This window comes from Streptomyces sp. NPDC090499 (assembly GCF_044769305.1).
Classification (GTDB): Bacteria; Actinomycetota; Actinomycetes; order Streptomycetales; family Streptomycetaceae; genus Streptomyces.
The window spans coordinates 156904-183446 of sequence record NZ_JBIVXP010000014.1; the positions used below are offsets into that span (position 1 = coordinate 156904).

General features: G+C 72.6%; 17 protein-coding genes and 1 pseudogene. 11 read left to right on the plus strand and 7 right to left on the minus strand.

Translation table 11 applies throughout. The features are described from left to right. The first annotated feature begins 130 nt into the window (after nt 1–130). Together ACIQVL_RS37690 and ACIQVL_RS37695 are read left to right on the plus strand one after the other, a co-directional pair. Complete coding sequence (locus ACIQVL_RS37690) at nt 131–1528, plus strand: 2-oxoadipate dioxygenase/decarboxylase family protein (RefSeq protein WP_403477607.1); 1398 nt, start codon at nt 131–133, stop codon at nt 1526–1528. Between the two features lie 25 nt (nt 1529–1553). Next, nucleotides 1554–3083, plus strand: a complete 1530-nt coding sequence (locus ACIQVL_RS37695) for an aldehyde dehydrogenase family protein (protein ID WP_403425442.1) — start codon at nt 1554–1556, stop codon at nt 3081–3083. 87 nt (nt 3084–3170) lie between these two features. Here the strand turns inward: ACIQVL_RS37695 and ACIQVL_RS37700 are convergent, their stop codons facing one another. After that, the gene (locus ACIQVL_RS37700) at nt 3171–4355 is read right to left on the minus strand and encodes a PP2C family protein-serine/threonine phosphatase (RefSeq protein ID WP_403477608.1); all 1185 of its coding nucleotides are present in this window, start codon (nt 4353–4355) and stop codon (nt 3171–3173) included. 344 nt (nt 4356–4699) lie between these two features. Between ACIQVL_RS37700 and ACIQVL_RS37705 the strand changes: the two genes are divergently transcribed. The 3 genes and pseudogenes from ACIQVL_RS37705 to ACIQVL_RS37715 all read left to right on the plus strand — a co-directional run bounded on the left by ACIQVL_RS37705 (nt 4700) and on the right by ACIQVL_RS37715 (nt 7836). Beyond that, a complete protein-coding gene (locus tag ACIQVL_RS37705; RefSeq protein WP_403425438.1) occupies nt 4700–5368 on the plus strand; it encodes a glycoside hydrolase family 11 protein in 669 nt (222 codons plus the stop codon). Beyond that, nucleotides 5368–6054: pseudogene (locus ACIQVL_RS37710) on the plus strand (polysaccharide deacetylase family protein); the annotation flags it as partial. The gene ACIQVL_RS37705 and the pseudogene ACIQVL_RS37710, both read left to right, overlap by 1 nt. A gap of 120 nt (nt 6055–6174) precedes the next feature. Further along, on the plus strand, nt 6175–7836 hold the full coding sequence (locus tag ACIQVL_RS37715; protein WP_403477609.1) for a tetratricopeptide repeat protein: 1662 nt from the start codon (nt 6175–6177) through the stop codon (nt 7834–7836). An 84-nt stretch (nt 7837–7920) separates the two neighbouring features. Here the strand turns inward: ACIQVL_RS37715 and ACIQVL_RS37720 are convergent, their stop codons facing one another. Continuing rightward, nucleotides 7921–10032, minus strand: a complete 2112-nt coding sequence (locus ACIQVL_RS37720; protein WP_403477610.1) for a SpoIIE family protein phosphatase — start codon at nt 10030–10032, stop codon at nt 7921–7923. A gap of 217 nt (nt 10033–10249) precedes the next feature. Here ACIQVL_RS37720 and ACIQVL_RS37725 point away from each other — a divergent pair, with 217 nt between their 5' ends. The 3 genes from ACIQVL_RS37725 (at nt 10250) to ACIQVL_RS37735 (ending at nt 16127) form a co-directional block, all read left to right on the plus strand. Then, the gene (locus ACIQVL_RS37725; RefSeq protein ID WP_403425434.1) at nt 10250–12718 is read left to right on the plus strand and encodes a SpoIIE family protein phosphatase; all 2469 of its coding nucleotides are present in this window, start codon (nt 10250–10252) and stop codon (nt 12716–12718) included. A 240-nt stretch (nt 12719–12958) separates the two neighbouring features. Next, nucleotides 12959–14476, plus strand: a complete 1518-nt coding sequence (locus ACIQVL_RS37730; protein WP_403477638.1) for a hypothetical protein — start codon at nt 12959–12961, stop codon at nt 14474–14476. A 43-nt stretch (nt 14477–14519) separates the two neighbouring features. Beyond that, entirely contained in the window at nt 14520–16127 is a 1608-nt protein-coding gene (locus tag ACIQVL_RS37735) for a serine/threonine-protein kinase (protein ID WP_403477611.1), read from the plus strand. 15 nt (nt 16128–16142) lie between these two features. On the opposite strand, the gene ACIQVL_RS37740 is transcribed toward ACIQVL_RS37735, so the two are convergent. Together ACIQVL_RS37740 and ACIQVL_RS37745 are read right to left on the minus strand one after the other, a co-directional pair. Then, entirely contained in the window at nt 16143–17087 is a 945-nt protein-coding gene (locus ACIQVL_RS37740) for a D-2-hydroxyacid dehydrogenase family protein (protein ID WP_403477612.1), read from the minus strand. Nucleotides 17088–17149: 62 nt separating this feature from the next. Continuing rightward, nucleotides 17150–17872 (minus strand): hypothetical protein, encoded by a 723-nt coding sequence (locus ACIQVL_RS37745; RefSeq protein WP_403477613.1) that lies wholly within the window; start codon nt 17870–17872, stop codon nt 17150–17152. Between the two features lie 314 nt (nt 17873–18186). Here ACIQVL_RS37745 and ACIQVL_RS37750 point away from each other — a divergent pair, with 314 nt between their 5' ends. Further along, entirely contained in the window at nt 18187–19431 is a 1245-nt protein-coding gene (locus tag ACIQVL_RS37750) for a ThuA domain-containing protein (RefSeq protein WP_403477614.1), read from the plus strand. Nucleotides 19432–19840: 409 nt separating this feature from the next. Then, nucleotides 19841–21448 (plus strand): MFS transporter, encoded by a 1608-nt coding sequence (locus ACIQVL_RS37755; protein ID WP_403425425.1) that lies wholly within the window; start codon nt 19841–19843, stop codon nt 21446–21448. 63 nt (nt 21449–21511) lie between these two features. Here the strand turns inward: ACIQVL_RS37755 and gap are convergent, their stop codons facing one another. Both gap and ACIQVL_RS37765 read right to left on the minus strand, forming a co-directional pair. Then, the gene (gap, locus tag ACIQVL_RS37760) at nt 21512–22507 is read right to left on the minus strand and encodes a type I glyceraldehyde-3-phosphate dehydrogenase (RefSeq protein ID WP_403425423.1); all 996 of its coding nucleotides are present in this window, start codon (nt 22505–22507) and stop codon (nt 21512–21514) included. A 110-nt stretch (nt 22508–22617) separates the two neighbouring features. Further along, nucleotides 22618–23574 (minus strand): GlxA family transcriptional regulator, encoded by a 957-nt coding sequence (locus ACIQVL_RS37765; RefSeq protein WP_403477615.1) that lies wholly within the window; start codon nt 23572–23574, stop codon nt 22618–22620. Between the two features lie 113 nt (nt 23575–23687). Between ACIQVL_RS37765 and ACIQVL_RS37770 the strand changes: the two genes are divergently transcribed. Continuing rightward, on the plus strand, nt 23688–25277 hold the full coding sequence (locus tag ACIQVL_RS37770) for an FAD-dependent monooxygenase (protein WP_403477616.1): 1590 nt from the start codon (nt 23688–23690) through the stop codon (nt 25275–25277). Here the strand turns inward: ACIQVL_RS37770 and ACIQVL_RS37775 are convergent. Then, the gene (locus ACIQVL_RS37775; RefSeq protein ID WP_403477617.1) at nt 25243–26337 is read right to left on the minus strand and encodes a LacI family DNA-binding transcriptional regulator; all 1095 of its coding nucleotides are present in this window, start codon (nt 26335–26337) and stop codon (nt 25243–25245) included. The two genes, ACIQVL_RS37770 and ACIQVL_RS37775, sit on opposite strands and share 35 nt — an antisense overlap. Nucleotides 26338–26543: the final 206 nt, after the last annotated feature.

The window sequence follows — 26543 nt, forward strand, 5'->3', positions numbered from 1 at the left end:
TTTTCCGCACCGCCCGTAGCTGCGGCTTTCCCGCCGCCCGCGGGCGGCCCTGTCATCTGTACGGCGGCGGCCCGGTCGGCGACCATCGACGTGGTGATCGCCGTCCCGTCGCCGACCGAAGGGCCGAACCATGCCGACGACCGGTCAATGGCAGCTGCGGGCCGCGTTCGCGGCGCGGCTGTCGGAGATGTACGGGCGGGAGGTCCCCGCCTACACCACGCTGGTGGACGTCTCCCGCGAGGTCAACGAGGACGTCCTGGGCGCCCGCGGAGCCGACGCCGAACGCCTCGGTTCCATCGGCAGGGTCACCGCCGAGCGGCACGGCGCCATCCGCGTCGGCACACCGCGCGAACTGCGGCAGGTCGCCCGCGTCTTCGGCGCCCTCGGCATGCACCCCGTCGGCTTCTACGACCTGCGGGAGGCCGCGGCCAGCGCGGTTCCCGTCGTCTCCACCGCCTTCCGCCCGGTCGACGGCGAGGAACTCGCCCGCAACCCCTTCCGGGTCTTCACCTCCCTGCTCACCCCCGCCGACCCCCGCTTCTTCGACGCGGACCTGCGCGCCCGCCTGGAGACCTTCCTCGCCGCCCGCGAACTCTTCCCGCCGGAACTGCTCACGCTCGCCGACCGCGCCGCGGCCGACCACGGACTGCCGGCGGAGGACGCCGAGCGCTTCCTGCACCTGGCCGTGCACGCCTTCGAGTTGTCGGCCGAACCGGTGGACCGCGCCTGGTACCGGACCCTGGAGCAGGTCTCCGCCGTCGCCGCCGACATCGGCGGCGTCCGCAGCACCCACATCAACCACCTCACCCCGCGCGTCCTCGACATCGACGAGCTGTACCGCCGGATGACCGACCGCGGCATCGAGATGATCGACACCATCCAGGGACCGCCGGCCTGGCACGGCCCCGATGTTCTGCTCCGCCAGACCTCCTTCCGCGCCCTGGCCGAGCCGCGGGCGATGCGCACCGAGGACGGCAGCGTCGTCAGCGGCGCCCTGCGCGTGCGCTTCGGCGAGGTCGAGGCCCGCGGCATCGCCCTCACCCGGGCGGGCCGCGCGCTGTACGACGAACTCCTCGGCCGCGTCGACACACAGGCCGCCCGGCACCCCGCGGAAGCGCGCGCCGACATCGCACGCGCCGTGTGGGAGCGCCACCTGCCCGGCAGCGAGGAGGAACTGGCGGCCCAGGGGCTCGCGTACTTCACCTACCGGATCGCCGACGACCGGCCGCTCGACGGGCGCACCCCGCCCACCGGCATCGCCGAACTGGTGCGGCAGGGCTGGGTGCGCGCGGAACCGGTCGTCTACGAGGACTTCCTGCCCCGCTCCGCCGCCGGCATCTTCCAGTCCAACCTCAGCGGCGAGGGCACCCGCCACGACGGCCGGCAGGGCACCGCCTACGACGCCGACTGGCTCTCCGGCGCCATCGGCCGCGACGTCCTCGACCCCTTCGCCCTCTACGAGCGGCAGCAGAACCGCTCCCTGGCCCGGACCGCCCGCGCCCTCGGCCTCACCGAACCCGTCCGCTGACCCCGCACACCCCCGGAGGATCAGGATGACCAGCACCGTGCTGCCCACCACGGACGAACTGCGCACCCGTGCTCGGACCTGCCTGCGCAACATCGGTGCACAGGTCACCGAGGGCGACGACTTCCCGGCCCGCACCCCCGTCACCGGTGAACACCTCTTCGGCCTGCGGGCGGCCACCGCCACCGACGTCGAGGACGCCCTCGCGGCCGCCCGTGCGGCCTTCCTGACCTGGCGCACCACCCCCGCCCCGCGCCGCGGCGACCTGGTCCGCCGCCTCGGCGAGCTGCTGCGCGAGCACAAGAGCGACCTCGCCGACCTCGTCACCGTCGAGGCGGGCAAGATCCGCTCCGAGGCGCTCGGGGAGGTCCAGGAGATGATCGACATCTGCGACTTCGCGGTCGGCCTCTCCCGCCAGCTCTACGGCCGTACGATCGCCTCCGAACGCCCCGGCCACCGTCTGGCCGAGACCTGGCACCCGCTCGGCGTGGTCGGCGTCGTCTCCGCCTTCAACTTCCCCGTGGCCGTCTGGTCCTGGAACACCGCGGTCGCCCTGGTCTGCGGCGACACCGTGGTCTGGAAGCCCTCGGAACTCACCCCGCTGACCGCCCTGGCCTGCCACCACCTGCTCGCCCGCGCGGCCGGGGAGACCGGCGCCCCGCGCGACGTGCACCGTCTCCTGCTCGGCGACCGCACGGTCGGCGAGCGGCTCGTCGACGACCCGCGGGTGGCCCTGGTCAGCGCCACGGGCTCCACCCGCATGGGCCGCGAGGTCGGTCCGCGCGTCGCCGCCCGCTTCGGCCGCAGCCTGCTGGAGCTCGGCGGGAACAACGCCGCGATCGTCGCCCCCTCCGCCGACCTCGACCTGGCCGTCCAGAGCATCGTGTTCGCCGCGGCCGGCACGGCGGGCCAGCGCTGCACCACCCTGCGCCGGCTCATCGTCCACCGCGACCTCGCCGACACCCTCGCCGAGCGCCTGACCACCGTCTACGGCAGGCTCCCCGTCGGCAATCCGTTCGATGCCGCGACCCTGGTCGGCCCGCTCATCACCACCGCCGCCCTCGACCGCATGCGGCACGCCCTCGCCCGCGTCCAGGCCGAGGGCGGCAAGCTGCTGGCCGGCGGGAACCGGCGCCTGGCCGAGACGGCACCCGCGGCGGCCTACACCGAGCCCGTCCTGGTGCGCGTCGACGAACAGACCGACGTCGTACGGGAGGAGACCTTCGCACCGATCCTGTACGTCCTCGCCTACGACACCCTCGACGAGGCGATCGCGCTCCACAACGACGTCCCGCAGGGCCTCTCCTCCAGCATCTTCACCCGCGACCAGCGCGAGGCCGAGCTCTTCCTCTCCGCCGCCGGCTCCGACTGCGGCATCGCCAACGTCAACATCGGCACCTCCGGAGCCGAGATCGGCGGCGCCTTCGGCGGCGAGAAGGACACCGGCGGCGGCCGCGAGTCCGGATCCGACGCCTGGAAGTCGTACATGCGCTCCGCCACCAACACCGTCAACTACTCCGGCGAACTCACCCTGGCCCAGGGCGTCAGCTTCCTCTGACCCAGGTGGTACCGGGCGGGCGGTCGTGGAGCCGCGGAGGCCCGGCCGGGGTGGCTGTGGCCTCCCCGGCGAGGGCCCCCGGTCGCGTCACGGCTGCGGCTCGCCGAACTCCTCGGTGACCGTGTCGTCCCGGCCGGGACGAGCTGTCCCGGCCGTCTCCTCGGGCAGCAGGAAGGCGGTGAGCGCGGCCGTGTCGTCCTGCAACTGGTCGTGGCTGTAGTCCAGCAGGTCCTGATGGAGCCGCTCCAGCAGCTCCGGGGGCGGCATCGGACCCCACGAACGCAGCTGCTGGAGCAGCGGGTAGAAGGTGCCGTCGGGATCGCGGGTCTCGGTGACACCGTCCGTGTACAGGAGCAGTTGGTCGCCGGGGCCGAAGGAGTAGGTCTCGACGCGGTAGGGATCCCCGACGAGCATGCCGAGGTTCAGCGGCGGGCCGGGCCGCCCCCGGTCCAGTTCGCTCACCTCGCCGGGGCGGATGAGCAGCGGCGGCGGATGGCCGCAGTTGAGGATGCGCACGATCCGCTCGCTCGCCGGGATCTCCGCGAAGACGGCGGTCACGAAACGCTCGCCCAGTTCGGTCCCGCCGAGCCGGTCCGCCCGGCGGGTCATGCTGATGTCCACCCGTTCCACCAGCGCGCGCAGGTCGGGTTCGTCGTGCGCCGCCTCGCGGAACGCGCCCAGCATCGCCGCCGCCGTCTCCACCGCGAGCAGCCCCTTCCCGCGCACGTCCCCGATGAGCAGCCGCACCCCGTACGCGGTCGGCACCGCCTCGAAGAGGTCGCCGCCGATGCGTGCCTCCGCGGCGGCGGACAGGTAGAAGCTCTCGAGGAGCAGGTTGCCGATCCGGTGCGGGACCGGTTTGAGCAGGACGCGTTGTGCGATCTCGGCCACGAACCGGACGTCGGCCAGGGTGCGTTCCCGGCGGATCCGGTGCGCCGCCAGGATCGAGCCCAGGGCACCCACCAGAGCCGTACACGCGTAGGCGGCCACATAGTGCCGTTCCCAGACGTAACCGACGGCGCGTCCCGCACAGCACGCGGTTCCGGCCAGTAAGAGTTCGAGGCCGATGCCGAAGACCGTGGCGACGGCGACGACGACGGGCGGGTGCGCGAAGGCGGTCACCAGAGGCAGTGCGATCAGGACGAAACTCACCGGCCACTGCACCGGAGTGACCGGTTCGATCAGCAGTACGGCGGCGACGTACAGGACCGGTAGCCAGCGCATCCACGCGGGCGGCGCGGGCAGTGGTGGGTTGGGACCGTCGTGCCTCACCCGGGACTCCTGGCATACGAATCTAGACAAGACACCCAGCCTCCCCGGCGGACGCACGGAACGCGGTGATTGCTCCACTCAGCGGCATGTTCCGAGACCCGCAGCAGCATTCGGGCCATAGACCGAAACATTCGGAGATCTGAGACGCGAAAATGGATCTTGTTTTCCGTGCATCTCGGGATATTCGATCTTCGACTTGCTCACCGATTGAACTAGCTGCGGAGATGTGTGGCCCGGTGAACCGAAGGTTTCGAAACAGTCACCGAAACTGTTGACGGGTGACATGGGCAGACCAATACTCCCCACCAGGCCGCACCCGCACAGGCCACACGAGGAGGCATCCCATGAACCCGCTCGACCACGCCCTGAGCCGCAGGAGTGCCGGCGCGCTGCTGCTGGGCGCCGCCGCCGGGCTGGCGCTGCCCGGCACCGCCCGCGCCGCCACCGTCGTCACCACCAACCAGACCGGCACGAACAACGGCTACTACTACTCGTTCTGGACCGACGCACAGGGCACGGTCTCCATGACCCTCGGCTCCGGCGGCAACTACGGCACCAGCTGGAGCAACACCGGCAACTTCGTCTGCGGCAAGGGCTGGAGCACCGGCGCCCGCCGCAATGTGACCTACTCGGGCAGCTTCAGCCCCTCCGGCAACGGCTACCTGTCCCTCTACGGATGGACCTCGAACCCGCTCGTCGAGTACTACATCGTCGACAACTGGGGCACCTACCGGCCCACCGGCACGTACAAGGGCAGCGTCACCAGCGACGGCGGCACCTACGACATCTACCTGACGACGCGGTACAACGCCCCGTCCGTCGAAGGCACCAAGACCTTCAACCAGTACTGGAGCGTCCGCCAGTCCAAGCGGACCGGCGGCACCGTCACCACCGGCAACCACTTCGACGCCTGGGCCCGCGCCGGCATGTCCCTCGGCAGCTTCAGCTACTACCAGATCCTCGCGACCGAGGGCTACCAGAGCAGCGGCAGCTCGAACATCACGGTGGCGTGATGAGCGCCTCAGCGGCACGCCCGTCACGACCCCTCATCGCGACCGCCGTCGCCGTCGCGCTGGCCGCCGCCGGCACCCTCGCCGTCGGTGCCGCCCCCGCCCACTCCGCCACCTGCGCCGGCTACGTCGGCCTCACCTTCGACGACGGGCCGTCCACCGCCCACACGCCGGGCCTGCTCAGCGCCCTGCGGGCGAACGGGCTGCGGGCCACCATGTTCAACGAGGGACAGTACGCGGCCGCCTACCCGGCCCAGGTCAAGGCCCAGGTCAGCGCGGGCATGTGGGTCGGCAACCACAGCTACACCCACCCGCACCTCACCCAGGAGACCCAGGCGCAGATCGACTCGGAGATCTCCCGCACCCAGTCGGCCGTCGCGGCGGCCGGCGGCGGGACACCGGTCCTGTTCCGGCCGCCGTACGGCGAGACCAACGCCACCGTGCGGGCGGTCGAGGCGAAGTACGGGCTCACCGAGATCATCTGGGACGTCGACTCCCAGGACTGGAACGGGGCGAGCACCGACGCGATCGTGCAGGCCGTCTCCCGGCTCACCGCCGGCCAGATCATCCTCATGCACGAGTGGCCGGCCAACACCCTGACCGCGATCCCGCGCATCGCACAGACCCTTGCGGCCAAGGGGCTGTGCTCCGGGCGGATCTCCCCGCAGACCGGCCGCGCGGTCGCACCCTGACAGACCCGGGGGAGCGGTGGCACGAGTGGCGCGGCGGCCCGTCAACCGCCGCGCCACTCTCACGACTTCGGATGAACGGGGATCGCCCGCCCGCCCCGCGTCGATAGGTTCGCCACCGTGGACTACTACGACCTGGGCAGTCACCGCAGGCGCGTGACGACTTCGTCCGCCGCCGCACAGACCTGGTTCGACCGGGGGCTGAACTGGACCTACGCCTTCAACCACGAGGAGGCCGTCCGCTGTTTCGAGGCGGCAGGCGCGGCGGATCCGGACTGCGCCATGGCCGGCTGGGGCGTCGCCTACGCCCTCGGCCCCAACTACAACAAACCCTGGGAGTTCTTCGACCCGGCCGACCTGGCGGACACGGTGGAGCGGACCCACGCCGCCGTGGAACGCGCCCATGCCAAGGCCGCGCACGCCACCCCGGTCGAACGCACCCTGATCGAGGCGCTCCGCGCCCGCTACCCGCAGTCCGCGGTCCCGGACGCGGCGGCCTGCTCCGTGTGGAACACCGCCTACGCCGACCGCCTGCGCACCGCCTACGAACTGGCTCCCGACGACCTGGACGTCGCGGCCCTGTACGCGGACGCCCTGATGAACCTCACCCCCTGGCAGCTCTGGGACATCCGCAGCGGCCGCCCGGCCGACGGCGCCCGCACGGAGGAAGCGCGCGCCGTGCTGGAGCGGGCCCTCGGGAGCGAGGCCGGCACCCGGCACCCCGGGCTGCTGCACCTCTACATCCACCTCATGGAGATGTCGCCCACGCCCGAGACCGCCCTGCCGGTCGCCGACCGGCTCCGCGCCCTCGTGCCCGACGCCGGGCACCTCCAGCACATGCCCTCCCACCTGGAGGTTCTCTGCGGCGACTACCGACGCGTCGTCTCCGACAACGCCGCGGCCGTCGCCGCCGACGAGAAGTACCTCGCCCGCGCGGGTGCGATGAACTTCTACACCCTCTACCGCTGCCACAACCTGCACTTCGGTATCTACGGCGCCATGTTCCTGGGCCGCCTCCAGGACGCCCTCGCCGCGGCCGGACGGCTCGAAGCCGCCGTACCGGAAGAACTGCTGCGGGTGCAGAGCCCGCCGATGGCCGACTGGCTGGAGGGGTTCCTGGCGATGCGGGTGCACGTCCTGGTCCGCTTCGGCCGCTGGGACGACATCCTGCGCCTGCCGCTGCCCGCCGACCCCCGGCTGTACTGCGTGACCACCGCGATGCTCCACTACGCGCGCGGGGTCGCGCACGCGGCCACCGGCCGGATCGCCGAGGCCGGGACCGACCGGGCCCGGTTCCGGGAGGCGGCCGCCGCGGTCCCGGAGACCCGCATGCTGTTCAACAACACCTGCGTCGACATCCTGGCCATCGCCTCCGCCATGCTCGACGGCGAACTCGCCTACCGCAAGGGCGACTTCGACACGGCCTTCGCCGAGCTGCGCCGGTCCGTCGACCTGGACGACAACCTCCCGTACGACGAACCGTGGGGCTGGATGCAGCCCACCCGGCACGCCTACGGCGCCCTGCTCCTCGAACGCGGCCGGATCGCCGAGGCCGAGGCGGTCTACCGGGCCGACCTCGGCCTGGACGACACCCTGCCCCGGCCGTTGCAGCACCCGGGCAACGTGTGGGCGCTGCACGGCCTCCACGAGTGCCTGCGGCGGCTCGGCCGGGAGGGTGAGGCGCGGATCGTGGGCCAGCAGCTGAAGCTGGCGGTCGCTCGCGCGGATGTGCCGATCAGGGCGTCGTGCTTCTGCCGGGCGGAGTGCTGCGGCCCGCTGTAGGCGGTGCGATGGACCGTCGTCCGTCTGCGGCCGGGTGGGGGCTGGTCGCGCAGTCCCCCGCGCCCCTTCGGCGCGCGCCGCCTGTCAGAGGGCCCGGGCTATCAGGAGGGCCACGTCGTCGTGGTCGTCGGGGTGGCGGAGGCCGTGCAGGAGGAGGTCGCAGGTCTCCTCCAGCGGGCGGTGGGGCTCGTCGAGGAAGCCGAGGAGGACGTCGAGGCGGTCGTCGATGGGGTGGCGGCGGGTCTCGACCAGGCCGTCGGTGTACAGGACCAGCAGGTCACCCGCTTCGAAGCGGACCGTCGTCGTCTCGAAGGCAATGCCGCCGACCCCGAGCGGGGCGGCCGACGGCAGTTCCAGGAGGGCCGGCGGGCGGTCGGAGTGCACCAGCGCGGGCGGCATGTGGCCGGCGTTGGCGATCTCGCAGCTCCCGGTGTGCGGGTCGTACACCGCGTACAGGCAGGTGACGATGTAGTGCTCCAGGTCGCAGGTGATCCGGTCCAGGTGCCGGAGCACCGAGTCCGGGGGCAGCTCCAGGTCCGCGTAGGCGCAGGTTGCGGTGCGCAGCCGGCCCATGGTGGCGGCCGCGTCGATGCCGTTGCCCATCACGTCGCCGACGACCAGCGCCGTCCTGTCCTGCGACAGCGGGATCACGTCGTACCAGTCGCCGCCCACCTCGCTCGTCGCCTGCGCCGGTTCGTAGCGCGAGGCCAGCTCCAGGCCGGTGTGCTCGGGCGGATGGTCGGGCAGGAGGCTGCGCTGGAGGGTGAGGGCGGTGTTGCGGACGCTCTGGAACCAGCGGGCGTTGTCGATGGCCACGGCCGCCCGCCCGGCCAGCTCGGTGGCGAGGACGACGTCGTCCTCGTCGAAGGGGAGCGGATTGCGGGTCCGCTTGAGGTCGAGGGCGCCGAGCACCTCGCCGTGCGCGATCAGCGGCACCGCCAGATACGAGTGCACGCCCGCCTCCTCCAGCAGCGCCCCGGCCTCCGGACTGCGGGCGATGCGCGGCAGGTCCTGCTTGCCGACCCGCGGGACCAGCACCGGGCGTGCGGTGTGCACGCACAGCGTGACCAGCCGGTCGCCCTCGTAGGAGGCGAGGTCACCGGGCGTGTCGGCGGCCCGCAGGGCGACCGTGGGATGGGCGGCCTCCAGGGCGAGGGCCCGGAACAGCTCCGAGCCGTTGTCGGGGCGGCGCGAGCGGCGCAGGGCCAGCGCCGCGTCCAGCACGTCCACCGCGACCACGTCCGCGAGCACCGGGGTGGCGATCTCGGCCAGCTCGTGCGCCGTGCGCTCCACCTCCAGCGAGGTGCCCACCCGGGCCGAGGCGTCGGCGATCAGGGCGAGGCGGCGCCGGGCCCGGTCGGCCTCGGCGGCCGCGCGGTGCCGTTCCGTCACGTCGACCACCGAGGCCGCGGCGCCCAGGACCCGGCCACCGTGGTCCTCGAGCCGGTAGAACGACAGCGACCAGGCGTGCTCGTGCTCCGGGTCGGCCGGCGTACGTCCCACGTGGTACTGGTCGAGCAGCGGCGTGCCCGTGGTGAGCACCTGGCGCAGCGCCGACTCCACGGTGTCGATGTCGGGCAGCGGCAGGGTCTCGCGCAGATGGCGGCCGATGTGCTCCTCGGCGGGGACGCCGTCGATCCGCTCCAGCGCCGGGTTCACCAGGAGATAGCGCAGATCGGGGTCGAGCAGGGCCAGGCCGATCGGGGACTGGCTGATCAGCCGCTCGCACAGCGCCAGGTCGGTCTCCAGCCGCTGGAGCAGGGTGTGATCGGCGACGATGCCCAGGGCGTAGACGTCGCCCAGGTCGTCGAGGAGCCGCATGGTGCGGAACTCCATCAGCCGGCTGCTGCCGTCCCTGTGCCGGACCGGGAAGGCACCGGCCCAGCTGTGCCCGGTCTCCAGCACGTCCACGAAGACCTTCACCGCGGCCTTCAGGTGCTCCGGCTGAACGAGCAGCCGCGCCGCGTTCTTGCGCAGGGCCTCCTCGGACGTGTAGCCGAAGAGTTCCTCGGCCTGCGGGGTCCAGAACACGATCCGGCCCTGCGAGTCCAGCGCCACCGCGGCCACGCTCAGCAGGTCCAGCAGGCCGGTCGGACGCGGTATGCCGGAGCCGTACTCCTCGGCGCCGGAAACGCTGGAACCGCCGGGACCGCCGGAATCTTCGGCGTCACCGGACCGCAGGGAATCCACAGCCATCCCTCAACCACCTCCACCGGCGCCGGGGCGATGCCGCTGCCGCTGCCACGGTCCTTCCATGCTGCCCCGGCGCGCGGCTCGCCCCCAACTCCAGGCCGGGTACCCCGCTCCGCGCCCGGTCTCACGCACCGTGTCGAGGCGCCCGTCCCGGTCCCGTCAGGGCCGTGCGCAACGCGTGGACAAGCAGGAACATTGGGGTACGTACAGGATGTAGCCAATGGATTCTCCGCGAGAAGATACCGACGTGCCGACCACCGTGGGGCCGCACGACCTCCTGGACGCCTCCAGCGACGCTGCGGCGGTGCTGTCGGCAGCGGGCGACGTGATCGGCTGGACCCGTGGCGCCGAGGCCCTGCTCGGCCATCCGGCCGCCGCGGTGCTGGCGCGCCCCGCGGCGCGGCTGCTCGCCATGCGCGTCGACCCGGCCCGCGCCGCCGGCGTCGCCGAGCGCTGCCGCTCGGGCATGGGATGGAGCGGCCTCGTCCCGCTACGGCACCTCGACGGCCGCAGCGTCGTCGTCGACCTGCGGGTCTCCGCGTCCTTCCGGATCGGCGGCGCCGATTGCTTCCTGGTCTCGGCGCGGGAGCAGCGCCCGCAGTGGACCGTGGGCCAGTCCGTCCTCGACGGGTTCCTCACCCGGTCGCCGATCGGCATGGCCGTGATGGACCTGGAGCTGCGGTACGTCTGGCTGAACGACACCCTGGAGCAGTTCGGCGGGGTCCCCCGCGAGCAGCGCCTGGGCCGCCGGCTGAGCGAGCTGCTGCCCGGTCTGCAGGGGACCACCATCGAGGGCCTGATGCGCAAGGTGCTGACGACCAGGGAGCCGGTCACCGAATACGAGTACCTCGGCTGGAGCTGGTCGGATCCGCACCGCCAGCGCGCCTACTCGACGTCGTTCTTCCCGCTCGTCGACCCCGACGACTCGGTGACCGGCGTCTGCTACATGGTCTCCGACGTCACCGAACGCTGGAACGCGCGGCAGCGGCTGTCGATGGTCAACGAGGCCGCCACCCGCATCGGCACCACCCTCGACGTGCTGCGCACCGCCCAGGAACTCGCCGACTTCGCCGTCCCGCGCTTCGCCGACTTCGTCATCGTCGACCTCCTGGAACCCGTCCTCAGCCACGAGGGACACGGCGCCTGGCTGCCCGACGCGGGCCCGGTCCCCGCACGGGCGGTGATGCGGCGCGCCGCACTGCGCACGGTCCGCGAGGGCAGCCCCGAGGCCGTGGCGCGGATCGGCGACCGGGTCGACTTCGTGCCCCCGCCGCACGGCGTCGGCCTGCTCATCGACGGCGAGCCGGTCCTCATCCCCGAACTCGACCCCGACGACCACCTGTGGATCACCGAACAGCCCGCGCGGACCGCCCGCATCCGGGAGTTCGGACTGCACACCCTGATCTCGGTCCCGATGCGGGCGCGCAACACCGTCCTCGGGCTCACCACCTTCGCCCGCTCGCTCAACCCGCTCTCCTTCGAACCCGACGACGTCCTGCTCGCCCAGGAACTGGTCGCCCGCGCCGCCCTCTGCGTCGACAACGCCCGCCGCTACACCAGGGAGCACACGGCCGCCGTCACCCTCCAGCGCAGCCTGCTGCCCCAGGCCCTGACCGGCGGCACGGCCCTGGACGTGGCCTCCTCCTACCTGCCCGCCGACGCGACGGACGGCGTCGGCGGCGACTGGTTCGACGTGATCCCGCTCTCCGGCGCCCGGGTCGGGCTGGTCGTCGGCGACGTCGTCGGGCACGGCCTGACCGCGGCGGCGAGCATGGGCCGGCTGCGCACCGCCGTGCAGACCCTCGCCGACATGGACATGCCCCCGGACGAACTCCTCGCCCACCTCGACGACCTCGTGCTGCGGCTGGGGGAGGAGGGGACCGCGAGCGCGCCGGCGGAGGGCGGTGCGGACACGTTCGTCGGGGCGACCTGCCTGTACGCCGTCTACGACCCGGTGACCCGGCGGTGCGCGATGGCCCGCGCGGGGCACCCGCCACCGGTCCTCGTCTCGCCCGACGGGCACGTCCACTTCCCCGAGATCCCCGCCGGACCGCCGCTCGGACTCGGCGGCATGGCCTTCGAGGCCACCGAGATCGAACTCGCCGAGGGCAGCCTGTTCGGCCTCTACACCGACGGCCTCATCGAAGGCGCCGACCAGGACGTCGAACTGGGCATGGCCCGCCTCCGCGGTGCGCTGTCCGCCCCCGGCGCCGATCTCGACACGCTGTGCACGTCGGCCGTGCAGCAGCTGGTCCCCGTTCCCCAGCCCGACGACATCGCCCTGCTGCTGGCCCGCACCCACGCCCTGGGCGCCGACCACGTCGTCTCCTGGGAGGTGCCGGTCGACCCGGCCGCCGTCGCCGACGTCCGCGCCGAGGCGGTCCGCCAGGTGGTCGCGTGGGGCTACGACGAACTGGCGACGACCACCGAACTCATCGTCAGCGAACTGGTCACCAACGCCATCCGCTACGCCGAACCGCCCATCCGGCTGAGGCTGTTGCGCGACGCCTGGCTGACCTGCGAGGTCGCCGACGGCAGCAGCACCGCACCCCGGCTGCGGCACGCCCGGAGCACCGACGAGGGCGGCCGGGGCCTTTTCCTGGTGGCCCAGCTCGCCCACCGGTGGGGCGCCCGCTACACCGGGGAAGGCAAGATCATCTGGGCCGAGCAGGAGATCCCCGGGGCGTGACCGGGCGTGTACTGACCGTCCTCGCCCCCCTGTCGAATTCGCACGTATGGCCGTACGCTGTCAATTCACAAGGATTCGGCAGCAATTGGGGGAGCCGCCATGTCCGGGGACGGCGTGTACGGTCCGCACCAGGAACCACCGCACCAGGGCCCGCAGAACCACGGCTTCCCGGGCCAGGGCCCACCGGACCAGGGCTTCCCCGGCCCGGGTTTCCCGCCTCCTGGCTCGTTCGTGCCGCCCATGCCGTCGGCTCCGCCGCCCGCGCCGCCGGACCCCCTGCGGGCCACCGCCGTCGCCCTGCTCAACCTGAGCGGCCTCGGCCTCGGCTACCTGCTCCTGCGAAGATGGATTCCGCTGGCCGTGTGTCTGGCGGCCACCGTCGTCCTGCTGGTCGTGGCCCTGCCCGCGGACGCCGACGGCGTGTCCGGCACCGCGCTCGTCCTGTACGCCGTTCTCCTCCTGCTGGCCGCCGTCCACGGCTGGTTCGCCGGGCTGCGCACCCGCCTGGTGTGGCCGGGACAGCGGCCCCTCGCGCTCGTGCTGGGCGTCGCCCTGCTCGCCGTCCCGGTGGGCGGTGCGCTCTGGTACGACAGCGCGCACAAGGAAGCCGTCGAACGCGCCCTCCTCGACCGGCTCGACCGCGCCGACCGGCAGGTCGGCGCGGCCTCCGGACAGGATTTCGGCACCGCCAGGTCCGGTTACCGCAACGCCCTGGCCGTCTACCGCGACCTCGCCGTCCACCACTCCGGCTCGCGCGCCGCCGCCCAGGTCCCCGACCGGCTGAAGACCTACTACACGACGGTCGCGGCGGCCTACAGCCACCGCGACTACTGCTCGGCCGTCGAACCGCTGCAGTTCCTGCGGACGGTGCCCGACTCCATGCCGAAGGACCAGCTCGGCACGCTCGCCCACTGGCCCGACGACCGGCTGGCCACCTCGCTCTACGAGTGCGGCGCGCAGGGCCTCGCCACCGGCGGGACCGACTGGGTCGACCGGTTCGGCGACCTGCTGGGCACCTTCCCCGACTCCGGCCAGGCCGCCAAGGTCGTACCCGCCGTGGACGCCGCGGAGAAGAAGGCGGCGAAGGCGGTCTCCGGGAAGGACCCGTGCGGTGCCGTCGAGCAGCTGGGCACGCTGAACACACAGATCATCCAGCTGTCGAACGGGTCCGGCGCCCAGGCCGACGGACTGGTCGGGGTCGCCGGCCGGGCCGACCGCAGCGGCGACGCGGGGAAGTACCAGTGCGGCGTCAAGCAGTACCGGGACGGTGACTACGCGCAGGCCCAGCAGACCATGCAGAAGTTCGTCACCGACAACCCGCACGACAAGAACCGCGACCGCGCCCGCAAGATCGCCATCGGCGCCGAGGTCGCCCAGACCCTCCCGGCCGCCGGCAAGAAGCTGCCCACCACCGCGTCCGGCGGCGGCATCTCGGTGACCGTCAAGAACGACAGCCCCGACGACATCACCGTCCTGTACACGGGCCCGGTCACCGGCAGCTTCACCCTGGACGCGTGCGGGAGTTGCAAGGCGTACTCGTTCGCCAGCCCGCTCATCAGCGGCTGGGAGCCGTGCAGCGACAGCGGCAAGAACTACCCGCAGCGCACGATCAGCCTCCCGCCCGGCACCACGTACTTCGTGCACAAACCGAAGAACGACAGCACCGCCACCCCGGGCTCCGACACCGCCAAGCTGCGCTACGGCTACATCTACACGGAGTGCGCGTACACGACGCAGACACTGGGGTCCACCTACTGAGCGCGGTGCGAGGCTGTCGGACCGGCCAACTAAGCTCCCGCGCATGAACGACGAGGGCAGGGACGACCCCGCGAGACGGGTCGTCGACGGGCGGTTCGAGCTGGTGGCACGGCTCGGTGGCGGCGGCATGGGCACGGTGTGGCGGGCCACCGACCTGGTGCTGCGGCGCAGCGTGGCCGTGAAGGAGGTACGGCCGGCCGACCCCGGGCTCGCCGAGTGGGACCCGGAAGCCGCACGGCTGCTGCGGGAACGCGTGCTGCGGGAGGCCCGCGCGCTGGCGCGGGTCGACCACCCCAACGTGGTGACGATCCATCACATCGTCGACGGCGGCCCGGGGACCTACCCGTGGATCGTCATGGAACTCGTGACGGGCGGCTCGCTGGCCGACCGCCTCGCCGCCGGGCCGATGAACCCGGTCGAGGCCGCGCGCATCGGCCGCGAGGTGTTGGCCGCGCTCCGCGCCGCCCACGCGGCGGGCATCGAACACCGCGACGTGAAACCGGCCAACGTCCTACTGCGCCCCGACGGGCGCCCCGTGCTCACCGACTTCGGCATCGCCGCGGTCCGCGAGTCGACCGCCCTCACCGCCACCGGCTCGGTCATCGGCACCCCCGACTACATGGCGCCGGAACGCGTCTCCGGCAAGGACGGCGGGCCGGCCGCGGACCTGTGGTCGCTCGCGATGATGCTGTACGTCGCCGTCGAGGGCCACCATCCGCTGCGCCGGGGCACCACCCTCGCCACGCTCGCCGCGGTCCTCGCCGAGGACGTCCCGCCACCGGTCCAGGCCGGGCCCCTCACCGACGTCCTCACCCGTGTCCTCGTCCGCGACCCCGCGGCCCGCCCCGACGCCGCCGCACTGGAGCGGATGCTGGCCCGCGCCGCCCTGCAGACCGAGTCCCCCACGTCGTTCCCCCTGCAACCCCCGGCCGCGCCACCACGGGACGCCGGGCCGCAGGACGTGCGGCCGCGGACCACGGCGCCCATGTCTCCCGGACCCGCCCCGCGCCGCCGCCGGACCCTGCTGCTCCTGCCGGTGGCCGCGGTGGCCGTGGCCGGTGCGCTCGCGTGGAACCTGCTGCCGGACTCGGGCAGCCACGCCTCCGGGGCCACCGACTCCGGCACGGCGCACGCCACGACCTCGCCCCCGGCCGGGAGCACCGCCGCACCCACGGCCGCGCGGCAGACCGCAGGCACCGACCTGCTGACCCCGCAGGGCATCCGCACCGCCGTCGCCGCCCTGGAGAAGCAGACCGGCCGGAACCGCTTCGGCAAGCTCACCGTGTACCCCGAGTACGTCATCGCCTACCTGATGGTGAAGGGCAGCGACACCGCGTACGACCAATACACCTACCGCTCCGGCCAGGGCGTGCAGAAGGACATCATCTCGGGCAGCCTGACCGGCGACGGCAGGCCCGTCAGCCTCGACGGCTTCGCCTGGGACAAGGTCCCCTCGCTGCTGGTCCAGGCCCGCAAGCAGCTCAAGGTGCCCGATCCCACGAGCCGCTACCTGGTCGTCGTCCTGCCGGGCAACGCCTTCGGCGACCCCGCCGGGATGTCCGTCTACCTCAGCAACAAGTACAGCCAGGGCGGCTACTTCCAGACGGACAGCCAGGGCAAGGTCGTCAAGGTGATGCCGTACGACGGCTGAGCGGACGCGGGGCACTCAGCCCGTGAGGGTCCGCACCGGCGTTCCGGCCCGCCACGCCGCGATGTCCTCGACCGCGTCCCGGTAGAACACCTCGTACAGATCCCGGCTGACGTAGCCGATGTGCGGGGTCACCACGGCGTTCGGCAGGGTACGCAGCGGGTGGTCCGGCGGCAGCGGTTCGCGGTCGAAGACGTCCAGCGCCGCGGAGGCGATGCCTCCCTCGGTGAGCGCCCTGATCAGCGCCGCCTCCTCCACCACGGGCCCGCGTGAGGTGTTCACCAGGATCGCCGTCGGCTTCATGAGGCCCAGCTCGCGGGCCCCGACCAGACCCCGGGTGCGCTCGCTGAGCACGACGTGGACGCTCAGCACGTCGGAGCGCTCGAACAACTCGTCCCGTGCCACGTAGGTCACCCCCTTCGCCTGGGCGTCCGCCGGTGTCAGGTGCTGGCTCCAGGCGATGCACCGCATCCCGAAGGCGCGCCCGACCTCCGTCACCGCGGTACCCAGCCGGCCGAGGCCCAGCACCCCCAGCGTGGCGCCCCGCAGGCTCGTCCCCAGCCCCTGCTGCCAGCCGCCCCGACGCACCGAGTCCACCTGCTGCGGGATCAGCCGCGCCGCGGACAGGATGAGGCCCCAGGTGAGCTCGGCCGTCGGGTGCGAGAAGTACCCGGTGCCGCAGACCGTGATCCCCAGCCGGCGTGCCGCGTCCACGTCGATCGCCGCGTTGACCGGCCCGGTCGTGACCAGCAGTTTCAGGCGCGGCAGCCGGTCCAGGGCCGACGCGGGGAAAGGCGTCCGCTCGCGCATGGCCACGACCACCTCGAAGTCGGCGAGCGCGGCCACCACCTCGTCCTCGCCGTCGAAGGGCTCCGGGAAGACCCGCACGTCGGCGCGGAGCGACGCCCAGTCCGCCAGACCCAGCGCCACGCCCTGATAGTCGTCCAGGATCGCGATCCTCATCCGTGTTCCTCTCGCTCTCGGCCCCGGTCCTCAGGGTGTCATCCCGGCCGTGCACGTGGCGTTCAGACGTAACGGAGATCGCTCAGGTCGATACTGACCATGAGGTGGTCGTGGTCGGGCCGTCCGTCCGGCCGGCGCAGATACGCGCGGCGCCTGGTGGGGAACCTGATCCCGTCCGCCTCCCGGATGTCGTGCACGTACTGTGCGGCCGCGAAGCCTCCGGCGATGTCGACGTGGTAGTCGTGGCGCCTGAGCAGGCGGTCCTCCCCGAAGTAGAAGTGCTGGACCGTGCTGTGGCTGGCGATGTCCTCGGGAAAGGTGACCCGCAGACAGCGCCAGCGCTCGGTCGGCGACTCGTCCCAGGGGTCGGCCTCCGCCACGCGCATGCCGGGCATCAGGGTGAAGAACGGCGTGGTCAGGTACGTCCACAGGGCGTACCCGTTGAAGTAGGCGCGGTCCAGCGGATCCCAGGGAGTCTCCAGGGCGTGCCCGGCGAACGCCGTGCGGGGAGCGAGGCGTTCGGCCACGACCGTGCCGTCCGCGCGTTCGATCGCGATGCGGCCGGGGGTGAAGTCGGTCCGCTGGTCGGCGGCTCCGAAGGGAAGCACCGAAGCGTGTTCGTCGTGCAGGGCGACGGTCATCCGCCGCGGCTGGAGATCCTGGGGCAGGCCCTTGGCCGCGAACAGCTCCCCGTCGCTGACGATCGTGGCGGTCACGGTCCTCAGCCGCTGCCAGCGAGCGGCCCCGCCGTGCGCCTCCAGAACCTCCGCGAGCAGGTCGGTCATGTCTCCTCCAGTGATGTCCGGGGCGCGTACCTGCGCCCGAACCGCACAAGCGAGTACGGCTTCCGCATGGCACCTCCGGGAGACGCCGTCATGTCCACGGTCCTGCACCCGGCGGCCCGCGGCATCCCGTGCGGTCCGTGGTCCGCGGCCGTCCTGATCCCGCGTGCCGTCCCGCTCGGGCGTCCACACCCGCCGCTCGCACCTGGCCTGCACCATCGACTTGGTCTGCACCATTGACATGTACGCGCGCCGGGGCCTTCAATGCGGCTCACCCGCATATGTATCCGACGGTCACGTATGAGGAAGGTCCCCGCATGCACACCCCCCACCCGCACCTCGCCTGGCCCCGCACCCTGTTAAGACTGCTCGCCCTGGTCGCCGTCGTGCTCGGCGTCCAGGCCGGCCCCGCCCACGACGCCCGCGCCGCCACCACCGTCAACGTGATCGCCTTCTACGACGGCACCTACGACGCGGCACACATCAGCTTCGACCACGAGGCCAACAGCTGGTTCCCGCAGGCCGGCGCGCAGAACGGCTTCACCTACACCGCGACCACGGACTGGAGCCGGCTCAACGCCTCCACCCTGGCCGGCTACCAGGTCGTCATGTTCCTCGACAACTACCCCCACACCGCCTCCCAGCAGGCCGCCTTCCAGACCTACATGGCGAACGGCGGCGGGTTCATCGGCTTCCACGTCTCGGCGTACAACGACGACACCAGCGACTGGCCCTGGTACCACAACACCTTCCTGGGCACCGGCACCTTCAGGAGCAACTCCTGGGGACCCACCCAGGAGACCCTGCAGATCGACGACCCCTCGCACCCGGCGACCGCGAACCTCCCGTCCACCATCACGTCCTCGGTGAGCGAGTGGTACAGCTGGCAGAACGACCTGCGGCAGAACCCGGCCATCGACATCCTCGCCTCGATGGCCCCGTCCACCTTCCCGGTCGGCACCGACCCCAACCAGACCTGGTACAGCGGCTACTACCCGATCGTCTGGTCCAACCGCAACTACAAGATGGTCTACAACAACTTCGGCCACAACGCGATGGACTACTCGACCAACACCACGCTGTCCTCGACGTTCGCGAGCGCACAGCAGAACCAGCTCCTGCTCCAGGAGATCAAGTGGGCGGCCGGCCAGTCCGGTCCGGTCACCCCGCCCACCGGCGCCACCGGCCCGATCCACGGGTACGGCGGCAAGTGCGTGGACATCGCGGGCGCCGCCACCGCCAACGGCACCGCCGTACAGCTCTACGACTGCAACGGCACCAGCGCCCAGAACTGGACGGTCGGCAGCTCCGGCACCCTCAGCGCCCTCGGCAAGTGCATGGACGTGACCGGGGCCGGCACCGCCAACGGCACCAAGGTGCAGCTGTACGACTGCAACGGCACGGCATCGCAGGTCTGGCAGTCCGGCGCGAACGGCTCCCTGGTCAACCCGCAGTCGGGCAAGTGCCTCGACGCCACCGGCCCGAGCTCGGCCAACGGCACCCGGCTGCAGATCTGGTCCTGCTCGGGAGCCGCCAACCAGAACTGGACCCTCCCGTCCTGACCCACCCGCCACCCGAGGGCGACGCGGGCATGCCGGCACCCGGCATGCCCGCGTCGCACGTGTCCGCCGGGATCGGCACCTCCGCGGCGGCGGCAGGACGGACAGCGGGCGGCAGGCGTCAGCGCCGTTCACCTTAGGTTGCAGGTCCAAGGGCATCTCCGCAGGCGGCACGTCGGTATACGGTCCGAAGCGCTTGCCCCGACAGAAGTGGCTCACGTCAACGGAGATTCCGGCCGAACCCGCCGCGCAGGCGCCGCGCGGACGGCAGCCGGGACCGACCTGACGCGGCTCCCGCTGTCGGCCCGGCGGCAGAGCCGCGGTGCACCCGTCGATCGGGAGTCGACAGGTCACCCAGCGCCGCCCCCGGACGTCGCCCTGTCACTCCACTGCCCCGAGGTGCCCCGTGGCCATGCCTTCTCCTGCCTCGTCCCCGTCGTCCGCGCCGCCCGACACCGGCACCCGGCACATCACGGCCACCGTCGTGCTGGCCTGCCTCGGCGTGTTCGTCTCCTACCTGCCGGTCGTCGGTGTCTCCGTCGCACTGCCGGTCATGCAGCAGGCCCTCGACGCCTCCACCGAGGGCCTGCAGTGGATCACCGACGCCTTCATCCTGCCGACCGCGGCCCTGCTCCTGACCTGCGGCATGGTGGGCGACCTGTACGGCCGCAAGAAGACGTACCTCGCCGGGCTCGCCCTGTTCTGCCTCGGCTGCCTGGTCTGCCTGACCGCCGGCAGCGTCGTCCAGGTCTGCGTGGGCCAGGCCCTCACCGGCGTCGGCACCGCCGCGCTGCTGCCCTCCACCCTCGCCCTGATCGGCCACGTCATCCCGGACCCACGCAAACGGCGTCACGCGATAGCCCTGTGGACGGCCGCCCTCGGCCTCGGACTGACCCTCGGCCCGGTCGTCAACGGCGTGATCGTGGCGCACACGAGCTGGCGGTGGATCTTCCTGCCCTCGCTCGTCCTCGCCGTGGTCACGGCCGTGATCGGCGCCGTCGTCCTCACCGACTCCCGGTCGGACCGCGAACGCCACCTGGACATCCCGGGCCAGCTGCTGGCCGTCGTCGCCATCACCGGCCTGGTCTACGGCGTCATCGAGGGCGGCAGCGCCGGCTGGTCCTCGGCCCAGGTCGTGACCGCCTTCGTGGCCGCCGCCCTCGGCGCGGCCGGCTTCGTCCTGGTGGAACTCCGCTCCTCCTGCCCGATGCTGGACATGCGGCTCTTCAAGTCGTCGGCGTTCTCCGGCGCGGCCCTCGTCATGGCCGTCACCCTGTTCGCCCAGGTCGGTCTCGTCTTCGCACTGAGCGAGTACTTCGGGCTCGTCCACCACGCCTCGACGCTGGACATCGGCATCCGGCTCATGGCCATCAACGGCTTCACGGTGGTGCTCGGCCCGCTGGTCGGGCGGCTGATGAACCGGGCCACGCCCGGACTGCTCCTGGTCACCGGCCTGGTCGTCGGCGGCATCGGCGCGCTGCTCATGAACGCCTTCCAGGCCGACACCGGCACCGGCGAGGCCGCCCTGGTCATCGGCGTCCTCGGCATCGGCATCGCGCTCGCCATGGCACCGATCACCACCATCGCCATGGACGCCCTGCCGCACCGCCTCGGGGGCACCGCAGCCGCCGCCAACAGCGCGCTCCGCCAGATCGGCAGCGCCCTCGGCCCCGCCGTCTTCGGCGTCATCCTCACCCACCGCACCCTGGCCACCCTGCCCGGCCACCTCGCCTCGTCCGGGCTGAGCCCCGCCGACCAGGGCCAGGTGAGCGGCCTGGTCTCCGGCGTCGGTATCCAGGCAGGCGCCTTCCTGCACCTGAAGACCCCGGCAAGCACCGGCCAGGCGCAGGCCGCCTACGGCGCGAGCTTCACCGACGCCCTGCACACCTGCGCCCTCGTCGGCGGCATCGGGATGCTGGTGGCCGCGGTCATCGCCGTCGCCCTCATCGGAATCCGTCCGGCGCGCGCCCCGCAGGCGGCGCCGGAGGCGGCGGCACACCCCGCCGGGGCCGCGAGCTGACGCACGACGCGGAGCGATCGGCCACCGTACGGCGGCCGATCGCTCCGGACCTGTCGACGCCCGTCAGCGCGCCAGCAGTTCGAGCGTGTCGATCACCCGGTTCGAGAAACCCCACTCGTTGTCGTACCAGGCGACCACCTTGACGTGGCGGCCGTCGACGCGGGTCAGGGCCGAGTCGAAGATCGACGAGGCGGGGTTGCCCGTGATGTCCGAGGACACCAGCGCGTCCTCCGAGTACTCCAGGACGCCCGCGAGCGGCCCCTCGGCCGCCGCCCGGTACGCGGCCAGCACCTCGTCGCGCGTCACGTCACGGGACACGGTCGTGTTGAGCTCGACGATCGAACCCACCGGCACCGGCACCCGGATCGAGTCGCCCGACAGCTTGCCGTCGAGGTTCGGCAGCACCAGACCGATCGCCTTGGCGGCGCCCGTCGTGGTCGGCACGATGTTGACACCGGCGGCACGCGCCCGCCGGGGGTCGCGGTGCGGGCCGTCCTGGAGGTTCTGCTCCTGCGTGTAGGCGTGCACCGTGGTCATGAACCCGTGCTCGATCCCCGCGAGTTGGTCGAGGACGGCGGCCAGCGGCGCGAGCGCGTTGGTCGTGCACGAGGCGTTCGAGACGATCGTGTGCACCTCCGCGTCGTACGCGTCGGTGTTCACGCCGTACGCGAGCGTCACGTCCGCACCGTCCGACGGCGCGCTGACCAGCACCTTCCGGGCGCCCGCGTCGAGGTGGGCGCGGGCCGCCTTCGCCGAGGTGAAGCGGCCGGTCGACTCCAGCACGAGGTCCACGCCGAGGTCGGCCCACGGCAGCTGCGCCGGCTCGCGCTCCGCGAGGACCTTGATGCGGCGCCCGTCGACGACGAGGACGTCCCCGTCGACGCTCACCGGACGCCCGAGGCGGCCGGCCGTGGAGTCGAAGGCGAGCAGCCGCGCGAGGGCGGCCGGCTCCGTGAGGTCATTGACGGCGACGATCTCCAGGCCGCTGTCCCGCTCCAGCAGGGCGCGCAGCACATTGCGTCCGATGCGGCCGAATCCGTTGACGGCGATACGAGTCATAAGTGGTGTCCCTTCGCTACGCCACCAGGTTCGCGGCCCGCCCGCGGCCGGGACAGCGGCGAGAACGCCATGGTTCGAAAGGATCCCGCCAGGGCGTCACCCGGGCGGCCCTACTCGCCCTTGGTGAAGGTGCGCCGGTAGTCGCTCGGCGTCGTGCCGAGGATCCGCTGGAAGTGCAGCCGCAGGTTCGCCCCGGTGCCGAGGCCGACGTCGGCCGCGATCTGCTCGACGCTCCGCTCCGACCGTTCGAGGAGCTCCCGGGCCAGGTCGATCCGGGCGCGCATCACCCACTGCATCGGCGTGTACCCGGTGTCCGCCACGAACCGCCGCGAGAACGTCCGCGCCGACACCCCCGCGTGCCGGGCCAGCACGTCGAGCCCCAGCGGCTCGCCGAGCCGGTGCAGCGCCCACTCGCGGGTCGCGGCGAACCGCTCACCCAGCGGCTCGGGCACGCTGCGCGGCACGTACTGCGCCTGACCGCCGCTGCGGTAGGGGGCCGCCACCAGCCGCCGGGCCGCGTGGTTGGAGGCGGCCACCCCGAGGTCGCCGCGCAGGATGTGCAGGCACAGGTCGATCCCCGAGGCCGCGCCGGCCGACGTCAGCACGCTGCCCTCGTCGACGAAGAGCACGTTCTCGTCCACCCTGACCAGCGGATGCCTCTCGGCGAGGGCCCGCGTGTAGTGCCAGTGCGTGGTGGCGCGCCTGCCGTCGAGCAGTCCGGTCGCGGCGAGCGCGAAGGCCCCCGTCGAGATCGCGGCCAGCCGCGCGCCCCGCCGGTGCGCGCCGAGCAGCGCGTCGACGACGGCCGGCGACGGGTCCTCCCGGTCCGGGAACCGGTACCCGGGCACGAACACGATCTCCGCCCACTCCAGCGCGTCGAGTCCGTCGGCGACGTGGTACGACAGCCCGTCGCCGCCGGTGACCAGACCGGGCGCCGCACCGCACACCCGTACCTCGTACGGCATGCTCGCCCGGGTCGTGAACACCTGCGCCGGGATACCGACGTCCAGGGGTTTCGCCCCCTCCAGCACGAGGACGGCGACACGATGCAGACGGACGGCAGACACATCGGACAGGGTACGAGGCCCTGCCCCCGCCACTCGGCGTGGGCGGGCACTCGTTCGGGTGCATGCCCGCGGTCGGTGTCGGCGGCCGGCCGCCGGGGCCCGATGATGGAGCCATGCCTGGAGCGGACGCAGCGGTGCCGGTGCTGATCGTCGGCGGAGGGCCGGTCGGGCTCACCGCGCGGGCGCTGCTGGGGCGCTGGGGGGTGCCCTCCCTGCTGGTCGAGAAGCACCGGGAACTGTCCCCGTTTCCGCGGTCCCGCCTGGTCAACGTGCGGTCCATGGAGATCTTCCGCCGGCTCGGGGTCGCCGGCAGGATCACGGCGGACGCGTTCGCACCCGAGTACGGCCGGGTGCGCTTCCGTGACACCCTGTGCGCGCCCGACTTCGCCGGCGCCGCGATGGTCGGGGTGCGCGCGGCGGTCGCCGAGAGTCCGGTCGTCGGGGTGGTCACCTCGCAGGACCGGCTGGAGCCCACCCTGCTCGCCGCCGCCGGGGGAGAGGTGCGGTTCGGCACCGAACTGGTCGCCCTGGAGGAGGACCCGGAAGGTGTCGTCGCCGTGCTCGCCGACGGCGTAGGCGGGGCGCGGACCCGCGTCCGGGCCCGGTACATGGTCGCCGCGGACGGCGCGAACTCCACCGTCCGCCGGCGGCTGGGCATCGCGGCCACCGGTCCCGGAGCACTCGGCGACTACACCACCGTCGTGTTCGACGCCGACCTGGCCCCCTGGTGCGCCCGCCAGCCCGCCGGGGTGTACTTCACCGCGTTCGGCACCTTCACGCCGCTCTACCCGGAGGGCGGCTGGGCCTGGTTCGGCCCCACGCCCGACGGCAACGGGCAGTCCGACTGGTCCGGCCGCGTCTCGCACGCCCTGGGCGGCGGCGCCGACGTCCGTGCCGACGTGGTGCGGGTCCAGCACTGGTCGATGACCGCGTACGTCGCCGAGAGCCTGCGGCGCGGCCGGGTCCTGCTGGCCGGCGACGCCGCGCACGCGGTCCCGCCGATCGGCGGCCTCGGCATGAACGCCGGCGTCGCGGACGCGCACAACCTGGCCTGGAAACTGGCCGGCGTGCTGCAGGGCTGGGCCGAACCCGCCCTGCTGGACACCTACGAGACCGAGCGCCTGCCGGTGGCCCGCGAGACCCTCCGCCAGGCGGTCGCCAACACCCACCTCCTGCTCCAGGTGCAGAACCTGCGCAAGGAGCAGTTGCGCAGCGGCTCCTCGGCACCGGTCGAACTCCCCTGGTCGGACAGGTACTTCGCACAGCTGGGCCTGGTGCTCGGCACCGCGTACGACTCCGCCGCCGTCCTCGGCGACGGCGATGGCGATGGTGATGGCGATGCCCGTCGTGAGGTCCCCGGCACCGAGTACGTGCCCTCCGCGCGGCCGGGCCACCGCCTGCCCCACCACTGGCTCACCCCGGACCGCTCCACACTCGACGCGCTCGGCGAGTGGTTCACCGTGCTCACCCCGGACCCCGGCCGCTGGCGGCAACACGCCACCGGACCCTGGCCGTTGCGCGTCGAGGCGCTGCCCGGTGACCACGCCGACCGGTACGGCCTGAGCCCGTACGGCGGTGCGCTGCTCGTCCGCCCCGACGGCCACATCGCCGCCCGCTGGGACGCACCCCCGCCGGCCGGCCCGGCCCTGCGCGACGCCCTCACCGCCGTCACGTCGTGCGCGGCGGGGCGGTGCTCTCCCTGACCACCAGACGGGCCGGGACCAGGTCGGTGCCGGGTCGGGAGTCGTCGCCGGTGCGGATCTGACGCAGGACACCCGCCACGCAGCGGCGGCCCACCTCGGCGAAGTCCTGGTGGACGGTGGTGAGGGGCGGGATGAAGAAGGCCGCGTCCGGGGTGTCGTCGAAACCGACCACGCTGATCTCCGCGGGCACGGACCGGCCCCGTTCGTGGAAGGCGCGCAGCAGGCCCAGGGCCATCTGGTCGTTGGCCGCGAACACCGCCGTACAGGCCGGCTCCTCGGCGAGCGCGAGCCCCGCCGCGTAACCGGACTCGGCCGACCAGTCACCGCGCAGGGGCGTGGGGACCGGGCACCCCGCCTCCGCCAGCACCGTCCGCCAGGCCTGCGCACGGCGCTGGGCCGCGTACGAGGACGCGGGACCTGCCACGTGCCACACCGTGCGGTGGCCCAGGTCCAGCAGGTGCCGTACGGCCCCGCGCGCGCCGTCGGCCTGGTCCGTGTCGACCACGCCGTAGCGGTCCCCGGCGTCGGAGTCCACGACCACCACATGGACGCCGGGCGGCAGTTGCACGGTGGCGGTATCCAGCAGGTGGATCTCCATGATGACGATGACGGCGTCCACTGCCAGCTCACCCATCCGCGTGAAGGCGCCCAGCACGTTGTCCTGCGTGGCCACGTCGATGGGGATGAGCGTGATCGCGTAGCCCTCGGCCGCCGCATGCGTGGCGATCGCCTCGACGGTGCGGCTGCTGCCCGTGGAGGAGAGGCTGAACAGGATCACGCCGATGGTGTTGAAGCGGCCGTAACGCAGGGCGCGGGCCGCGCTGTTGGGCCGGTAGCCGAGCTCCCGCATCGCGGCGAGCACCTGCTCCCGGGTGGAACTGACCACTCCGGGATGCCCGTTGGAGACCCGTGAGACCGTCTGCGAGGAGACACCGGCGAGTTCGGCGACGTCCGCCATGGAGACACGCTGCTTGCGGCGCCCGCCCGGCACCTCGGAACCACCTCGCCGCGCACCGCCCGCGGCGGGTACGACCGGCTGCCCCGGTTCGTTCAGGCCCATCGCCCCACCCCTCAAATCTCCTTCATGCACGGGAAGTCGGGACCGGGAATCTTGACGGCCGCAGGAGCGGGTGCCACGATTCCGACGCTTTCGAGTTTACGTAAACATCGCCCCGTGACCAGCCCCGGCGGAGATCCCGCGGGCAGCGTCACCGAGGAGATGTTCACGTGAACGTGCCGCGTCGATGTTTACGTAAACACGCGGTC

Bases quoted from the DNA above. Each gene is read 5' to 3' on its own strand.
- ACIQVL_RS37690 (WP_403477607.1), top strand. From the start codon at position 131: ATGCCGACGACCGGTCAATGGCAGCTGCGGGCCGCGTTCGCGGCGCGG.
- ACIQVL_RS37695 (WP_403425442.1), top strand. From the start codon at position 1,554: ATGACCAGCACCGTGCTGCCCACCACGGACGAACTGCGCACCCGTGCT.
- ACIQVL_RS37705 (WP_403425438.1), top strand. From the start codon at position 4,700: ATGAACCCGCTCGACCACGCCCTGAGCCGCAGGAGTGCCGGCGCGCTG.
- ACIQVL_RS37720 (WP_403477610.1), bottom strand. From the start codon at position 10,032: ATGGCTGTGGATTCCCTGCGGTCCGGTGACGCCGAAGATTCCGGCGGT.
- ACIQVL_RS37725 (WP_403425434.1), top strand. From the start codon at position 10,250: ATGGATTCTCCGCGAGAAGATACCGACGTGCCGACCACCGTGGGGCCG.
- ACIQVL_RS37730 (WP_403477638.1), top strand. From the start codon at position 12,959: ATGCCGTCGGCTCCGCCGCCCGCGCCGCCGGACCCCCTGCGGGCCACC.
- ACIQVL_RS37735 (WP_403477611.1), top strand. From the start codon at position 14,520: ATGAACGACGAGGGCAGGGACGACCCCGCGAGACGGGTCGTCGACGGG.
- ACIQVL_RS37740 (WP_403477612.1), bottom strand. From the start codon at position 17,087: ATGAGGATCGCGATCCTGGACGACTATCAGGGCGTGGCGCTGGGTCTG.
- ACIQVL_RS37745 (WP_403477613.1), bottom strand. From the start codon at position 17,872: ATGACCGACCTGCTCGCGGAGGTTCTGGAGGCGCACGGCGGGGCCGCT.
- ACIQVL_RS37750 (WP_403477614.1), top strand. From the start codon at position 18,187: ATGCACACCCCCCACCCGCACCTCGCCTGGCCCCGCACCCTGTTAAGA.
- ACIQVL_RS37755 (WP_403425425.1), top strand. From the start codon at position 19,841: ATGCCTTCTCCTGCCTCGTCCCCGTCGTCCGCGCCGCCCGACACCGGC.
- gap (WP_403425423.1), bottom strand. From the start codon at position 22,507: ATGACTCGTATCGCCGTCAACGGATTCGGCCGCATCGGACGCAATGTG.
- ACIQVL_RS37770 (WP_403477616.1), top strand. From the start codon at position 23,688: ATGCCTGGAGCGGACGCAGCGGTGCCGGTGCTGATCGTCGGCGGAGGG.
- ACIQVL_RS37775 (WP_403477617.1), bottom strand. From the start codon at position 26,337: ATGGGCCTGAACGAACCGGGGCAGCCGGTCGTACCCGCCGCGGGCGGT.